This is a genomic window from Streptomyces sp. NPDC087859 (genome assembly GCF_044742595.1).
In the GTDB taxonomy this organism is placed as follows: domain Bacteria; phylum Actinomycetota; class Actinomycetes; order Streptomycetales; family Streptomycetaceae; genus Streptomyces; species Streptomyces canus_F.
Map to the genome: position 1 here is coordinate 345,840 of NZ_JBIUUU010000007.1, position 14,500 is coordinate 360,339.

Genomic DNA, 14,500 nt, shown 5'->3' on the forward strand with positions numbered 1-14,500 from the left:
ATGAACAACCGGATATCCGGAGCCCTGCGCTCCCCCATCACCTTCTCCGTGCTCGCCGGCGTCCTCATCGGCGCGCTCTTCCTGGTCGGCACCGGCGCGGACCCGCTAGCGGCGTACGAGGCGGTCCTCACCGGCTCGCTCGGCGCCGACGGCATCGGCTCCACGCTGACCACCCTCACCAGCGTGCTCGGCATGGCCCTCGCGCTGGCGATCCCGCTGCGTGCCGGGCTCATCAACCTCGGCGGCGACGGCCAGATGGTCCTCGGCGGCATCACCGCCGCCGTGACCGGCCTGTACTCCCCGCTGCCGGCGCCCCTCACCGTCGTCCTCGCGCTGCTCGCGGGCATGGCGGCGGGTGCCGCGTACGCCACGCTGGCCGCCCTGTGCGAGAACCACTTCGGCGTCCCGCTCCTGGTCAGCAGTCTGCTGCTGAGCTACCCGGCGGTTTCGTTCGCCTCGTACCTGGCGCGCTACCCGCTCAAGGAGCCCGGCTCCAGCCTGCCGCAGACACGGGCGCTGCCCGCCGGCGTGGCGCTGCCCGCCTTCGGTGACTCCACGGTCACCCTCGGTCTGGTTCTGGTCGTTCTCGCGGCGGCCGCGTACTGGTTCACGGACCGGCGGACCGCCTTCGGGTACGAGATACGCATGACCGGTCTCAACGCGCGCTTCTCCGCGTACGCCGGTGTCGAACGCCGGGGCCTGACAGTGAAGTTGATGTCCGTGTCGGGGGCGATCGCCGGACTCGTGGGCGCCATCGGGGTGTTGAGCTTCCCGTACCGTTTCGTGGACGGCTCGCTGACCGCACCCGGCTACACCTGGACGGGCCTCACCGCCGCCCTGCTGGCCACGGCGGCACCGCTCGGTACGGTGATCGCGTCGTTCTTCTTCGCCGTCCTCGCGGTCGGCGGTCTCGCGATGGAGCGGACGACCGAGGTGCCGCGTGAGCTGACGCAGGTGCTCCAGGCGATCGTGATCGTGTTCCTCGCGGCCCGGCTGACGTTCCCGCGTCTCCCGCGCCGCAAGGCCGAGGTCAAGGCCAAGGAGGCCGTGTGATGTTCTTCGACTCCGACCTCGTCATGTCGGCGTTCCGCGCGCTGACGCCGATCCTGCTGGCCGCGCTCGGCGGAGCCGTCTGCGAACGGGCGGGCGTCTTCAACATCGGCCTCGAGGGCATGATGCTGATGGGCTGCTTCACCGCGGTCGCCACGAGCTGGTTCACCGGCAGCCCCTGGCTCGGAGTGCTCGCGGCGGCGCTGGCCGCGGCGGCGTACTCGCTGATCCTCGCGGTCGGGACGGTCACCCTGCGCGGGGACGCGGTGGTTCTCGGTATCGCGATGAACCTGCTGGCCGTGGGCCTGACGAGCTTCCTGCTCCGTACGGTCTTCGGCGTGCAGGGCACCTTCGACGACCCGTCCCTCCTCGGCCTCCCCCTGATCGGCGGCCTCACCCCGCTCGCCTACCTGTCGTGGGCGGCGGTCGCGGTGGCCGCGGTGATGCTGTCCCGGCACGTGTGGGGACTGCGCCTGCGCGGAGTCGGCGAGGCACCGGACGCGGCGGCCACGCTCGGGGTGAGCCCGGCGAAGTACAAGTACGCGGCCGTGCTGGTCTCAGGCGTCCTGTGCGGTCTCGCCGGTGCCCAACTCGCCCTCGGCAACGTCACGTTGTTCACCGAGAACATGACCGCGGGCCGCGGCTGGATCGCCGTCGTCGCCGTGATGCTCGGCCGCGCCCTGCCCCTCGGGGTGCTGCTGGCCGCGCTGCTCTTCGGCCTCGCCGAGGCGGCCGGCTTCCGTCTCCAGGGCCTCGGTCTGCCGCAGCAGGCGACCGACGCCGCGCCGTACGTCGTCACGCTCGGCGCCCTCTTCCTCACCACGGCGCGCCGTCGCCGTACCCGTCCGTCCACCGGAGCCGCCGCATGACGCAGGACCTGCTGCCCATCACCCGCATACCCCGCACCGGCCTGCCGGCCCACGCGGTCGTCGTCGGCGACCCGGCGCGCGCCGCGGCCGTCGCCGCGCTGCTCGACGGGGCCGAGGAGGTCTCTTACCACCGCGAATACCGTACGTTCAGCGGCAGTTGGAAGGGTCTGCCGGTCGTCGTCGCCTCGCACGGGGTGGGCGGTCCGGGCGCGATCCTGCTGTTCCAGGAGCTCGCGGACGCGGGAGTCCACACCATCCTGCGGTTCGGTACGGCGGGCGCGATGAAGCCCGGGATCGGCGACGGCGACCTCGTCATCGCGGAGGCGGCCGTCCGCGACGACGGTGTCACCCAGCAGCTGCTCCCGCCCGAGTACCCCGCGGTCTCCTCCCCCGAGGCGGTCATCGCGCTCCAGCGTGCGGCCCGCGAGGCGAACGCCCCGCACCACCGCGGCATCGTCTGGACCCGGGCGGCGTTCCAGCCCGGCCTCCTCCCGCTCTTCTCCTACGACGGCGCCGGCCTCGCCGCCATCGAGATGGAGCTCTCCGCGCTGCTGGTCATGGCATCGCTGCGCGGGCTGGTCGCGGGCGGCGTCCTCGTCATCGACGGGGCGAACGCGGACGAGCTGGTGGACGAGGAGGGCGCCAGCGCCTACGACCCGCACCGCGATGTCGTCGCGACGGGCGTCGAGCGGGGTGCGGTGGTGTCGCTGGAGGCGCTGCGGCTGCTGGCGGAGGAGTACCGGGCGTGAGCATCGACCTGCTGATCCACGGCGGCGACGTCCTGACCGTGGACGACGAGGGAACTGTCGTACGGGACGGGGCTGTCGCCGTCCACGAGGGCGAGATCGTCGCCGTGGGGCGCGCCGACGAGCTGCGTGCGCGCTTCCCGGCCACCGAGTCCATCGACGCCGCGGGCTGTCTCGTCCTCCCGGGGCTGGTCAACACCCACACCCACCTCGCGATGACCCTGCTGCGCGGGCGCGCCGACGACGTCACCCTCCAGGGCTTTTTGGAGCGGGTGCTGAAGTGGGAGGCCGAGCTGCTGACGCCGCGGAACGTGGCGGCGGCGGTGCGCCTCGCGGTCGCCGAGAGCGTACGGGCGGGGGTGACGTCGGCGCTCGACATGTACTGGTTCCACGAGGCGGCCGAGCAGGCGGCCCGTGAGGCGGGCTGGCGGCTGCACACCGGGCCCACCTTCATGGACGTGCCCGGCCCGCCCGACGGCATCGCCTACGAGGACCGCCTGGACTGGGCGCGCCGGGACCTGGAGGCCCGCGGCGCGGCCCGCCCCGGTACCCGCCCGGTCCTCTTCGCGCACTCCACGTACACCCTGAGCCCGGACCAGCTCACCGAAATCTTCGCGCTGGCCCGGGAGTTCGGGGCCCTGCTGCACATCCACGCCTCGGAGAACGCGACCGAGGTCGCCACCGTCGAGGTCAAGTACGGCAAGCGTCCGGTGGAGTTGCTCGACTCGCTCGGTCTGCTGGGCCCGGATGTGCTGCTCGCGCACGCCGTGGACCTCACCGGACCGGAGATCGTGGCGCTGGCCCGCACCGGCACGTCGGTCGCCCACTGCCCGGTGTCCAACCTGAAGCTGGGCTGCGGGATCGCGCCGGTGCCGCGGCTGCTGAGCGCCGGGGTGACTGTCGGGCTCGGTACGGACGGGGCCGTCAGCTCCAACACGCTGGATGTGCTGGGGGCGGTGCGGCAGGCGGCGCTGCTGCACAAGGCGGGCGGTGACCCCACGGCGGTCGGTGCCGAGCAGGCCGTACGCATGGCGACGATCGAGGGTGCGCGGGCGCTGGGGCTCGGGGAGCGGCTGGGCTCGCTGGAGGCCGGGAAGCGGGCCGACCTCGTGGTGCTGGACCTGGACGCGCCCCACCTGCGGCCCGTGCACGATCCGTGGTCGACGCTCGCGTACGCGGCGCACTCGGCGGACGTGCGGGACACCGTCGTCGACGGACGGGTGCTCCTGCGGGACCGGGTGCTGACGACGCTGGACGAGCGTACGGTGATCGCCGACCTGGAAGACCTTGTCTGAGCGGGGCGTTTGGCACCCCGATCGACGGGTCCGGCCCCATAATGGCGTAAGACATCGGATGTCTTTACGGGCATGCGGGAACCACTGGGAGGCCGGCCATGGCAGTCACCGACGAGGCGATCGAGAAGATCAAGGGCATGATCGTCTCGGGCGCCCTGCGCCCCGGCGACCGGCTCCCCAAGGAGAGCGAGCTCGCCTCCGAGCTCGGGCTGTCCCGCAACTCCCTGCGGGAGGCCGTGCGGGCCCTGTCGCTGATCCGGATCCTGGACGTACGGCAGGGCGACGGCACGTATGTGACGAGCCTGGACCCTCAACTCCTTCTGGAGGCACTGAGTTTCGTCGTCGACTTCCACCGCGACGACACGGTCCTGGAGTTCCTGGCCGTCCGCCGCATCCTGGAACCGGCCGCGACCTCGATGGCGGCCCTGCGGATCAGCGAGCAGCAACTGGACGCCCTGTCGGCCCAGTTGGACAAACTGGGCTCCGCCCCCTCGGTGGAGGAACTGGTCGCCTGCGACCTCGACTTCCACCGCGGCATCGTGCAGAGCTCCGGCAACTCCGTCCTCTGCTCCCTCCTCGACGGCCTGTCGGGCCCCACGACCCGGGCGAGGATCTGGCGAGGCCTGACCCAGGAGGACGCGGTCAGCCGCACCCTGCACGAGCACCGCATGATCCTCGCCGCGCTACGGGATCGCGACGCGGAGGCGGCCCGGTCGTGGGCGACGGTGCACATCGCGAGCGTGGAGCAGTGGCTGCGCGCCTCGCTCTGAACTGGCGTTCCGTGCCCGTGCCGCAGGGGCGGGAGAGCCGCGCACGAGCCCCGCGCCGGGCGCCCTCGCCGCCGTACGGCCACACGGGTGAGTGCACCATCCCGCCGGTCATCGGGCTTCGCCGGGTCATCCGACGTCTACCCGGGTCACCGAGCCGCTGGAGGGGCAGGCGTGCACGGTGATCCGGTACAGCTCCGAGGAATGGAGGGTGTTCCGGGGTGGCTAATGGGGCAGTGATGCGTTCACTCCCCCGTGCAAGGGGGCTGCGGACGCCCCCGTTGGACGCCGTAAGGTTGGGGCGTACGTGAGGGCACGTCGGAAGGAGGCACTGGGTGATCGAGCTCGAGGGGGTTCCCGAGCTGATCGACCCGGTCATGGTGGCCGCGTTCGAGGGCTGGAACGATGCCGGCGACGCCGCCTCCACCGCGGTCGCGCATCTGGACAAGGAGTGGAAGGGCGAGGTGTTCGCGGCGCTGGACGCCGAGGACTACTACGACTTCCAGGTGAACCGCCCCACGGTGTGGCTGGACGGCGGCGTACGGAAGATCACCTGGCCGACGACCCGCCTCTCGGTGGTCCGCGTCGGCGGCGACAAGCCGCGTGATCTCGTACTGGTCCGAGGTATCGAACCGTCCATGCGCTGGCGCTCGTTCTGCAACGAGCTCCTCGGCTTCGCCCACGAGTTGGGCGTGGAGCTGGTCGTGATCCTGGGCGCCCTGCTCGGCGACACCCCGCACACACGTCCGGTCCCGATCAGCGGGACCACGTCCGACCCGGACCTGGCCCAGCGCATGGACCTGGAGGAGACCAAGTACGAGGGCCCCACGGGCATCGTCGGCGTCCTCCAGGAAGCGTGCACGCACGCGGGCGTACCGGCGGTCAGCCTCTGGGCGGCCGTACCGCACTACGTGTCGCAGCCGCCGAACCCGAAGGCGACGCTGGCGCTGCTGAACCGGCTCGAGGACCTGATCGACGTTCGCATCCCGCTGGGCGAGCTGCCCGAGGACGCGCGCGCCTGGCAGGTGGGGGTGGACCAGCTGGCCGCCGAGGACACCGAGGTCGCCGAGTACGTGCAGACGCTGGAGGAGGCCCGGGACACCGCGGAGCTGCCGGAGGCGACGGGCGAGGCGATCGCCCGCGAGTTCGAGCGGTATCTGCGCAGACGGGACGGCGGCGGTCCGACCCCGCCGGGCGGACACGCGACCGAGGGCGGCGACGGTACGTATCTGCGGGACAACCCCGGCGGTCGTACGCGGCCGCCCAAGCCGCCGAAGGCGGGCGGCGGCGGACCGGACGACGAGGAGTCGTCGGAGGAGTGAGACGGAGGTGGGCGATTCGCACCGCCCACCTCACGGTCACACCTGCGGTACCGCCACGACGTCGTACTCGGTGTCGGGCGTCGGTTCCACGTCGAAGCGGGCGTTGGGCAGATACAGCTTCTCGCCCCAGGCCGCGACGGTCGTCGGGATACGGAACCGGGAGTCGGTGATCCTGACGATCGCCGTGCCCTTCGTGCCGGCGGCGTTCAGCCGGAACACATCGATCGCGTTCTGCTGCTGCTGGACGACGTAGAGGATCCTGCCAAGCAGCAACAGGCCGTCACCGTTGGGGATCTTGGAGCCGCCGAGGTCGACGGCTCGGGCGACTCCGGTGCGCGGGTCGACCCGTTCGAGGGTGCCGCCGTCGGCGAAGGCGTTCACCACGAGCAGGGCGCGGCCGTCGGGGGTGCGCTCGATGCCGTTGGCGGTGAAGTCGTCGCCCTGGACCCAGTCGCCGGTCAGCGGGACGGTCTCGACGCCTTGGGGCTCGCCGTGCTTGCCGAGGGTCAGCTTGTAGAGCTGCGGCTTGAACGAGTCGGTGAACCAGGCGGCGCCCGGGGTGAGGATCACATCGTTCACGAAGGTGCCGCCGGTGGCGTACACCTTCTCGATCTCGCCGGAGCGGACGTGCACCGTGCGGATCTCGCCGCTGTCTCCGCCGGCGAGGAACAGCCGACGGCCGTGCCGGTCGATCTTCAGGCCGACGGTCGGGTGCCCGGCGCCGAGGCCCTGGCTGATCACGGAGCCCCGGCCGGTGGCGAGGTTCCCCCGGTAGATGTCGCCGTCGGCGAGGGAGCCGAAGTACGCGAAGGGTTTCGTGCCGATGGCTATGCCCTCGGGCTGGAAGCCGTCGGGCAGCGGGAACTGGTCGGGCCAGGCGCCCTTCGGCTTTTCTGCTGCGTGGGCCGTGCCGCCGAGCAGCGCTGCCCCCGTCAGCGCCGCGGTCGTGGTGAGGAGTCTTCGACGTGCGAAGGAACGGTCTGTGGGTGCCACTGTGCGTCCTTCTGCCAAGGGCCGACGGGATGGTCGGCCGAACGGTCAACAGGCGCTCTCACCCCATCACATGACCGTCGCCTCCGCAGTCTTTGGCCGGATTGCTCCGTGACATCTGTTTCAGGACGGATTGCACACGTTACCCAATTCAACTTGTTTTCAAACTGAGTTGGCGAACACGGGGTGGACGAGGGGCCGTAGGAGTGCTTGGTTGTCCCACGGAGGCTCACCACCCGCAACCAGGCACCCGCAAGGACCGAAGGGAGCGGAACCCGATGACCGACCAGGTACAGCCGGCGCAGGGCCCGGGAACGTCCGGGCCGGGGCCCGACGGAGCGGGATTCAGCTATCGAGGAGCCGAACAGGAACTGATCGTCGTCGCCCGTCCCGAGGCCCGGCTGCGCGCCCAGGCCGACGGCGTTCGGTCGGCGGCGGGCGCCGACGTCTCGGCCCTCAACATGTTCCTCAGCGACGAACAGCTCGCTCTTGAACCGCTGTTCGGAAGCGAAGAAAGGTTACAGCAGTCGGCCGTCCCGGGCTCCGAGAACGTGCCCGACCTCGCGCTGTTCTACCGGGTGCGCGGCGACCGCAGCCGCGCCGAGGAACTGCGCTCACGGATCGCCGCGCTGCCGGGCGTCGACACCGCGTACGTGAAGCCCGGCGCCGTACCCGCCGCCCTCCAGCAGGTCGGCGAGGAGAGCGGGCGACTGAAGGAAGGCGCCCCGGTCACACCGGACTTCAGCAGCCGGCAGGGCTATCTGCGGCCGGCGCCCGAGGGGATCGACGCGCACTGGGCCTGGCAGCGGCCCGGCGGTGCCGGTCAGGGCGTGACCGTGATCGACGTCGAGGGCTCCTGGCAGCTGGGCCATGAGGACCTGGCCGCCAAGCTGGCCGGTGTCGTGGTCGGCACCCCGCTGACCGACATCGCCTGGCGCAACCACGGCACCGCCGTGATCGGGGTGATCGGCGGCGACCAGGGCGAGCACGGCGTCACCGGCATCGTCCCGGAGGCGACCACCGCGGCCGCGTCCTTCCAGGGCATCGGTACCGCGGCCGCGATCCACGCGGCGGCGGACCGGCTCGGCCCCGGCGACATCGTCCTCGTCGAACTCCACCGGCCCGGACCGCGGTCGGAGTTCGCCGAACGCGAGGACCAGCGCGGCTACATCGCCCTGGAGTGGTGGCCGGACGACTTCGCGGCCGTCCGCCACGCCACCGCCAAGGGCGTCCTCGTCGTGGCGGCCGCCGGCAACGGCGGCGAGTCCCTCGACGACGCGGTCTACGAGCGCCGCCCCGACGAGTTCCCCGAGTGGTGGCGCAACCCGTTCAACCCGTCCAACCGGTCCTCCGGTGCCGTCCTGGTCGGCGCGGGCGCCCCGCCGCCCGGCACACACGGCCGCGACCACGGACCGGACCGGTCACGGCTCGCGTTCTCCAACTACGGTGCCCGCGTGGACGCCCAGGGCTGGGGACGCGAGGTCACGACCACCGGCGGCTTCTGGGACAAGCCCGGCGACCTGCAGGGCGGGCCCGAGGAGATCGCCTGGTACACGGACACGTTCTCCGGGACCTCCTCGGCCTCCCCGATGGTGGTCGGCGCCCTGGCCGCGCTCCAGGGGATGCTCAGGGCGGCCGCCCAGGCGCCGATGTCCCCGGAGCGTGCCCGCGCGGTACTGCGGGCCACCGGGGCCCCCCAGCAGGACGCGCCGGGCCGGCCCGCCTCCCAGCGGATCGGCAACCGGCCCGACGTCAAGGCGGCGGTGACCCATCTGCTGCCGCACGCGGTCGGCTCCGGCCAGGCCGAGCGGTACTGGGACGAGCTGCTGCCGTATCCGCGCGAACTCCCGCCCAGGCTCCGGCTGTTCGTGGCCGGCGGCTGGCGGAACCTGAACCACCCGTCCCCCGAGATCCGCCAGGCGGTGCACTCCGCGTTCGCGGGGGGACGCCCCGATGTCCGCGTGTGGTTCGCGGACGACGAGATCGTCGGCCTGGTCGTCACGGGCTGACGGCCGACACATCCCCACCATCACAAGGGAAGGTGGCACCCGCATGAGCACCACCCCGCAGATGAGCCAACTGGGACAACAGCAGGGACAGCAGTTCCCGAGCACTTCGCCGTACCAGCAGCAGCAGCCGTTCGGCCAGCAGGGCTACGGCCAGCAGCAACAGCCGTTCGGGCAGCAGGGCTTCGGCCAGCAAGGGCAGCAGGGCCAACAAGGTCAGCAGGGCTACGGCCAGCAGGGCCAACAAGGCCAGCAGGGCCAGCAGGGCCAGCAGGGCCAGCAGCAACAGCCGTTCGGCATGGGTGGCGGCTCGCTGGAGCAGCTCCAGCAGCTCGGCCAGCAGCAGCCGTTCCAGCAGCTGCTCCAGCAGCTCGGGCAGCAGCAGAGCCAACAGGGTCAGCAGCAGGGCCAGCAGAGCCAGCAGCAGGACCAGCAGGCGCAGCAGATCGAGCAGCAGGTGCAGCAGCATCTCCAGCAGATCGTGCAGCAAGTGGTCCAGCAGGTCGCTCAGCAGGTCCAGGCACAGCCGCTGGCGGCCGGTGTGGCCAACGGCTTCATCGACATCATCCAGCCGCTCCAGGGCCAGCCGCGGCAGATCTTCCTGCGCATCAACAACCAGTTCCGGGTCCTCAACAACCCGATCCCGCAGATCCAGCAGCAGATCCAGGAGGCCTTCGCCTTCGGCCACCAGGTGATCGGCGTCTGGGACACCCAGTCCCCGAACGTGCTGCGCAGCGTCAGGATCCAGCGGCTCTGACCCGCACCTGACGGCCTGACACGACAGAGGGCGCTTCCGTCACGTGGCCACGTGACGGAAGCGCCCTCGCGTTCTGCTCTGTCTAGAGCGCTACGCCCAGCAGCGCGTCCACGGCCCGCGACACGAGGCCGGGTGCGCCCTCGTCCGTACCGCCCCGCTCCTGCTGCCGCGCCGCCCAGCGGTCCACGGCGGCCAGCGCGGTGGGGGCGTCGAGGTCGGCGGCGAGGGCCTCGCGGATCTCCTCCACGAGGGCGTCGGCGGACGGACCGTCGGGCCGGGAGACGGCGGCACGCCACCGTCCGAGCCGGGCGACCGCGTCTTCGAGCACCTGGTCGGTCCACTCCCAGTCGGCCCGGTAGTGGTGGGCCAGCAGGGCGAGCCGGATGGCGACCGGGTCGACGCCGTCGTAGCGCAGCTTCGAGACGAAGACCAGGTTGCCCTTGGACTTGGACATCTTCTCGCCGTGCAGGGCGACCATGCCGGCGTGGACGTACGCCTTGGCCATGGGGAATTCGCCGGTGAGCACCTGGGCGTGCGAGGCGCCCATCTCGTGGTGCGGGAAGGCGAGGTCGGAGCCGCCGCCCTGGACGTCGAAGCCCATGCCCAGGTGGTCCAGGGCGATGGCGACGCACTCGATGTGCCAGCCGGGCCGGCCGCGGCCCAGCGAGCCGCCGTCCCAGCTCGGTTCGCCCTCACGGGCGGCCAGCCACAGCATCGGGTCGAGCGGGTTCTTCTTGCCCGGACGGTCCGGGTCGCCGCCGCGCTCGGCGGACAGCAGCCGCATGGCGGCGGCGTCGAGGTTGGAGACCTTGCCGAAGTTCGGGTCGGACTCGACGGAGAAGTAGACGTCCCCTTCGAGCTCGTACGCGGCGCCCGCGTCCCGCAGCCGTTCGACGAGCGGGACGATCCCGGGTATCGCCTCGACCGCGCCGATGTAGTGCTTCGGCGGCAGCATCCGCAGGGCGGTCATGTCCTCGCGGAAGAGGGTGGTCTCCTTCTCGGCGAGGGCGGCCCAGTCGACGCTGTCCCGCTCGGCGCGCTCCAGGAGCGGGTCGTCGATGTCGGTGACGTTCTGGACGTAGTGAACCTGCCGCTTGGTGTCGAGCCACACGCGCTGAACGAGGTCGAACGCGTTGTAGGTCGCCGCGTGTCCCATGTGGGTCGCGTCGTACGGCGTGATGCCGCAGACGTAGAGACGGGCGACAGGACCGGGGGCAAGGGAGACCAAGCCACCGGACGCGGTGTCGTGGATCCTCAGGTCGCGGCCCTGACCAGGCAGGGCGGGGACCTCGGAAGCGGGCCAGGCATGCATGTCATGAGCCTAACCGGACGGATGTTCCGTATACGAACCGGACCGGGCCGGATGGCCGGTAAGGCGGTCTTGCGCGGTACCCGCCGGTCTGCTCCTAGACCGGCGGCCAGGGAATGGCCGGCCACTCGCCGCTCGGCTCCGGGTGCGTCCCCGTGGCCAGCAGGGCGTCGACACGCGCGCGCGTGGCGTCCAGTTCGGCCGGGGTGATCAGGGCGGCCAGCCGGGTGGCCAGCTCCCCCGTCAGGGCTTCTCTGAGGCCTTTGAGCACGTCGACGGCCTCGCCCGGCAGCGGCTCGCCCGCCCAGCCCCACAGCAGGGTGCGCAGTTTGTTCTCGGTGTTGAAGGTCACTCCGTGGTCGATGCCGTACAGGCGGTCCCCGGCCGGCAGCAGATGGCCGCCCTTGCGGTCCGCGTTGTTGATCACTGCGTCGAGCACGGCCAGCCGGCGCAGCCGCTCGTCGTCGGCGTGCACCAGCAGCGCGGTCTTCCCGTCGCCGACCTCGGCGAACCCGATCGCCTTCCAGCCCGGCCCGGGCTCCTCCGTGTCGACGAGCGCCAACAGCTCGGGGCCCGGTTCGGCCTCGACCCACAGCTGGACCATGCCCTCGCCGTAGGGTCCGTCACGCAGCACGGTGGGCGGTACGAGCCCCCAGCCGGTCGCCTCGCAGACCTCGTACGCGGCGACCTCACGCTGGGCGAGGGTGCCGTCGGGGAAGTCCCACAGCGGGCGCTCACCGCGTACGGGCTTGTAGACGCACGCGACTTCCTGCCCCTCGTACGAGACGGCGCAGTACAGCACCGCGTTGGAGGCCTCGCGGATCTGTCCGCGCACCGTCAGCTCACCCCGGGTGAGCAGCTCTGCCGTGGTCACGCTCCGCGGCGGTATCCGTTCTGGCGCGGACATACGTGTCCTTCCGGGTCGAGCGGGAGACTGCACAGCGGACACGGCGGCCGCCCGGCGTTGACGACGTCCAGGGCGCGCTTGGCGAAGGCTCTCGCCTGCGCGCCGGTGAGCCGGACCCGCAGCATCGGGGGGCCGTTCTCCTCGTCCTGGAGGAGCCGCTCCTCGGCCTCGGCGAGGTCCTCCTCGGTGTCGGCGTCGAGCTCCACGAGGGCCTGCGCCTCGACGATCATGCGCTGCTCCTCGCCGTCCCAGGCCAGCGCCATGGTGCCGACGCGGAACTCCTCCTCGACGGGGGTGTCCAGCGGGGCGGCGTCGGACACCTCGGTGGGTGCCACGGCCGGGACGGCGGCGCTGCCGCCGCTGCGGCGCACGACCTCGTCCAGCAGCTCGTCCATCCGCTCGGCGAGCGCGGCGACCTGGGTCTTCTCCAGGGCCACGCTGGTCACCCGGGGGCCGGCGGAGGCCTGAAGGAAGAACGTCCGGCGCCCGGGCAGTCCGACCGTGCCGGCCACGAAACGCTCCGGTGGGTCATAGAGGAACACCTGACGGGACACGTCCTGTCTCCATTGGAATCGTGGGTACGGCGCTGCTTCGACCGCTTCACCCTACTGCGCCCGACGATCACGGTGCGCCCGCACCACCACCGACCGTGGCGTCGCCGGCGGGAGGCTCCTCGCGCGGGGCGAGCGAGGCGAAATCGCCGGTGTCGCCAAGGCGCACGAGAAACGGCCGCAGACGGGTGTAACGAATCGCCGTGATGGAACACGGTTCTACGGAGATCCGCTGGAAGAGGTCGAGATGGAGTCCGAGCGCGTCCGCGACGAGCGACTTGATGATGTCGCCGTGCGAGCACATGAGATAGACGGCGTCGTCGCCGTGGTCGCGCTCCACGCGCGCGTTCCACTCGCGTACGGCCTCGGCGGCGCGGGTCTGCATCGCCCGCATCGACTCGCCGCCGGGGAACGCGGCCGCCGACGGGTGGGACTGCACGACCTGCATCAGCGGCTCGTCCATGAGTTCGGCGAGCTTGCGGCCGGACCAGTCGCCGTAGTGGCACTCGCCGATCCGCTCGTCGGTGTGCGGGTTCAGCTCGGGACGGGCGTCGAGGAGCGGCCGCATCGTTTCCTGGCAGCGCTGGAGCGGGCTGCTGACGATCTCGGAGATCGGCAGCCCGGCGAGCCGCCCGGGCAGTGCGGCGGCCTGCGCGGCCCCGCGTTCGTCCAGGGCGACCCCGGGCGTCCACCCGGCGAGCAGTCCCTCGGTGTTGGCGGTGGATCGTCCGTGGCGGACGAGGATCAACGTGGGCATGCGGCCCAGCGTAGGCGCACGCGCCCAGCCGAAGGGGCGCGCCGGTGTCGAGAGGTCGAGCGCGCGGAGGCCCGAAGGGTCGAGCACGGTCGGGCTCTCGACACCGGCTGGAGCGCCCCGGAGGCGAAAATGTCACCGTGCGGCGGATCGCGAGCGACGGGAGAATACGCAGCGTGATCGTCGACTGTGCCATCTACCGGGACGGGCAGCGCACCGAGGGCCCCGAGGATCTGTCCGACGCCCTGGACGAGGCGCGGGCCGCGGGCGGGTTCGTCTGGATCGGGCTGCACGAGCCCTCGGAGCGCGAGTTCGATCTCGTCACCCAGGAGTTCGGGCTGCACCCGCTGGCGGTCGAGGATGCCCTGAAGGCCCACCAGCGGCCCAAGCTGGAGGTCTACGACGACTCGCTCTTCCTCGTCCTCAAGCCCGTCGTGTACGAGCCGGAGAGCGACCGGGTCTCCACCGGCGAGGTGATGCTCTTCATCGGCGAGGGCTTCGTGGTGACCGTCCGGCACGGTGAGGGCTCGCCGCTCAAGGTGGTACGACAGCGCCTGGAGAAGGAGCCGGAGCTGCTCGTCAAGGGCCCCACGGCGGTGCTGTACGCGGTCTCGGACGCCGTCGTCGACCATTACCTGGACGTGGCGACGGAGCTCCAGACCGACCTGGAGGAGCTGGAGGCGGAGGTCTTCTCGCCGGACGGCGGGGGTTCGCGCCACACGGCGTCGCGGATCTACACCTTCAAGCGGCAGATCCTGGAGTTCCGCCGGGCGACCGGCCCGCTGGCGCTGCCGCTGACCCGGCTGGCCGCCGTGGGGCAGTTCGGTTCGGGGGTGCCGTTCGTCAACGAGAAGGCGCGGCCCTTCTTCCGGGACGTCAACGACCACCTCACGCGCGTGAACGAGTCCGTGGAGGGCCTGGACCGGCTGGTGTCGGACGTCCTCTCCGCGCATCTGGCGCAGATGAGCGTCCGTCAGAACGACGACATGCGGAAGATCTCCGCGTGGGCGGCCATGGCCGCGGTCCCCACGATGATCGCGGGGATCTACGGCATGAACTTCGAACACATGCCGGAACTCCACTGGGTGTGGTCGTATCCGGCAGTGATCGCGCTCATGGCCGCCCTGGAGGTGCTGCTGTACCGGCTGTTCAAGCGAAGGGGCTGGCTGTAGCGCCG

The 14,500-nt window shown here is 71.5% G+C and carries 15 protein-coding genes; 9 read left to right on the forward strand and 6 right to left on the reverse strand.

Annotated features, from left to right (window positions below; translation table 11 throughout):
* From ACIOHP_RS19300 to ACIOHP_RS19325, 6 genes are all read left to right on the forward strand, one after another.
* A complete protein-coding gene (locus ACIOHP_RS19300; RefSeq protein ID WP_401888857.1) occupies nucleotides 1–1,053 on the forward strand; it encodes an ABC transporter permease in 1,053 nt (350 codons plus the stop codon).
* Nucleotides 1,053–1,919: an ABC transporter permease gene (locus ACIOHP_RS19305; protein WP_401888860.1), complete on the forward strand. Its 867-nt coding sequence runs from the start codon at nucleotides 1,053–1,055 to the stop codon at nucleotides 1,917–1,919. The genes ACIOHP_RS19300 and ACIOHP_RS19305 overlap by 1 nt, the downstream gene beginning before the upstream one ends.
* A complete protein-coding gene (locus ACIOHP_RS19310) occupies nucleotides 1,916–2,668 on the forward strand; it encodes a nucleoside phosphorylase (RefSeq protein WP_401888863.1) in 753 nt (250 codons plus the stop codon). The genes ACIOHP_RS19305 and ACIOHP_RS19310 overlap by 4 nt, the downstream gene beginning before the upstream one ends.
* Entirely contained in the window at nucleotides 2,665–3,960 is a 1,296-nt protein-coding gene (locus tag ACIOHP_RS19315) for an amidohydrolase (protein ID WP_401888865.1), read from the forward strand. The genes ACIOHP_RS19310 and ACIOHP_RS19315 overlap by 4 nt, the downstream gene beginning before the upstream one ends.
* A 98-nt stretch (nucleotides 3,961–4,058) precedes the next feature.
* The gene (locus ACIOHP_RS19320; protein ID WP_307032937.1) at nucleotides 4,059–4,730 is read left to right on the forward strand and encodes a FadR/GntR family transcriptional regulator; all 672 of its coding nucleotides are present in this window, start codon (nucleotides 4,059–4,061) and stop codon (nucleotides 4,728–4,730) included.
* A 332-nt stretch (nucleotides 4,731–5,062) separates the two neighbouring features.
* A complete protein-coding gene (locus ACIOHP_RS19325) occupies nucleotides 5,063–6,049 on the forward strand; it encodes a PAC2 family protein (protein ID WP_361549060.1) in 987 nt (328 codons plus the stop codon).
* A gap of 36 nt (nucleotides 6,050–6,085) precedes the next feature.
* On the opposite strand, the gene ACIOHP_RS19330 is transcribed toward ACIOHP_RS19325, so the two are convergent.
* Nucleotides 6,086–7,042, reverse strand: coding sequence for a superoxide dismutase (locus tag ACIOHP_RS19330; RefSeq protein WP_401888868.1), 957 nt, complete (start codon nucleotides 7,040–7,042; stop codon nucleotides 6,086–6,088).
* Between the two features lie 275 nt (nucleotides 7,043–7,317).
* Between ACIOHP_RS19330 and ACIOHP_RS19335 the strand changes: the two genes are divergently transcribed.
* Entirely contained in the window at nucleotides 7,318–9,048 is a 1,731-nt protein-coding gene (locus ACIOHP_RS19335; RefSeq protein ID WP_361549056.1) for a S8 family peptidase, read from the forward strand.
* On the opposite strand, the gene ACIOHP_RS19340 is transcribed toward ACIOHP_RS19335, so the two are convergent.
* Complete coding sequence (locus ACIOHP_RS19340; protein ID WP_401888871.1) at nucleotides 9,038–9,535, reverse strand: hypothetical protein; 498 nt, start codon at nucleotides 9,533–9,535, stop codon at nucleotides 9,038–9,040. The genes ACIOHP_RS19335 and ACIOHP_RS19340 overlap by 11 nt on opposite strands.
* Between ACIOHP_RS19340 and ACIOHP_RS19345 the strand changes: the two genes are divergently transcribed.
* On the forward strand, nucleotides 9,536–9,802 hold the full coding sequence (locus ACIOHP_RS19345; protein ID WP_234441497.1) for a hypothetical protein: 267 nt from the start codon (nucleotides 9,536–9,538) through the stop codon (nucleotides 9,800–9,802).
* Nucleotides 9,803–9,884: 82 nt separating this feature from the next.
* On the opposite strand, the gene mshC is transcribed toward ACIOHP_RS19345, so the two are convergent.
* The 4 genes from mshC to ACIOHP_RS19365 all read right to left on the reverse strand — a co-directional run bounded on the left by mshC (nucleotide 9,885) and on the right by ACIOHP_RS19365 (nucleotide 13,326).
* On the reverse strand, nucleotides 9,885–11,114 hold the full coding sequence (mshC, locus tag ACIOHP_RS19350) for a cysteine--1-D-myo-inosityl 2-amino-2-deoxy-alpha-D-glucopyranoside ligase (RefSeq protein WP_401888873.1): 1,230 nt from the start codon (nucleotides 11,112–11,114) through the stop codon (nucleotides 9,885–9,887).
* Nucleotides 11,115–11,208: 94 nt separating this feature from the next.
* On the reverse strand, nucleotides 11,209–12,018 hold the full coding sequence (locus ACIOHP_RS19355) for an SCO1664 family protein (protein WP_361549050.1): 810 nt from the start codon (nucleotides 12,016–12,018) through the stop codon (nucleotides 11,209–11,211).
* Nucleotides 11,982–12,572 carry a DUF3090 domain-containing protein gene (locus tag ACIOHP_RS19360; RefSeq protein ID WP_327716091.1) on the reverse strand — a complete coding sequence of 197 codons (591 nt, stop codon included), beginning with the start codon at nucleotides 12,570–12,572 and terminating at the stop codon, nucleotides 11,982–11,984. Before ACIOHP_RS19360 ends, ACIOHP_RS19355 begins: the two co-directional genes overlap by 37 nt.
* A 67-nt stretch (nucleotides 12,573–12,639) precedes the next feature.
* A complete protein-coding gene (locus tag ACIOHP_RS19365) occupies nucleotides 12,640–13,326 on the reverse strand; it encodes a histidine phosphatase family protein (RefSeq protein ID WP_361486881.1) in 687 nt (228 codons plus the stop codon).
* 173 nt (nucleotides 13,327–13,499) lie between these two features.
* On the opposite strand from ACIOHP_RS19365, the gene corA reads away from it, so the two are divergent.
* A complete protein-coding gene (gene corA / locus ACIOHP_RS19370; RefSeq protein ID WP_401888878.1) occupies nucleotides 13,500–14,495 on the forward strand; it encodes a magnesium/cobalt transporter CorA in 996 nt (331 codons plus the stop codon).
* Nucleotides 14,496–14,500 lie beyond the last annotated feature (5 nt).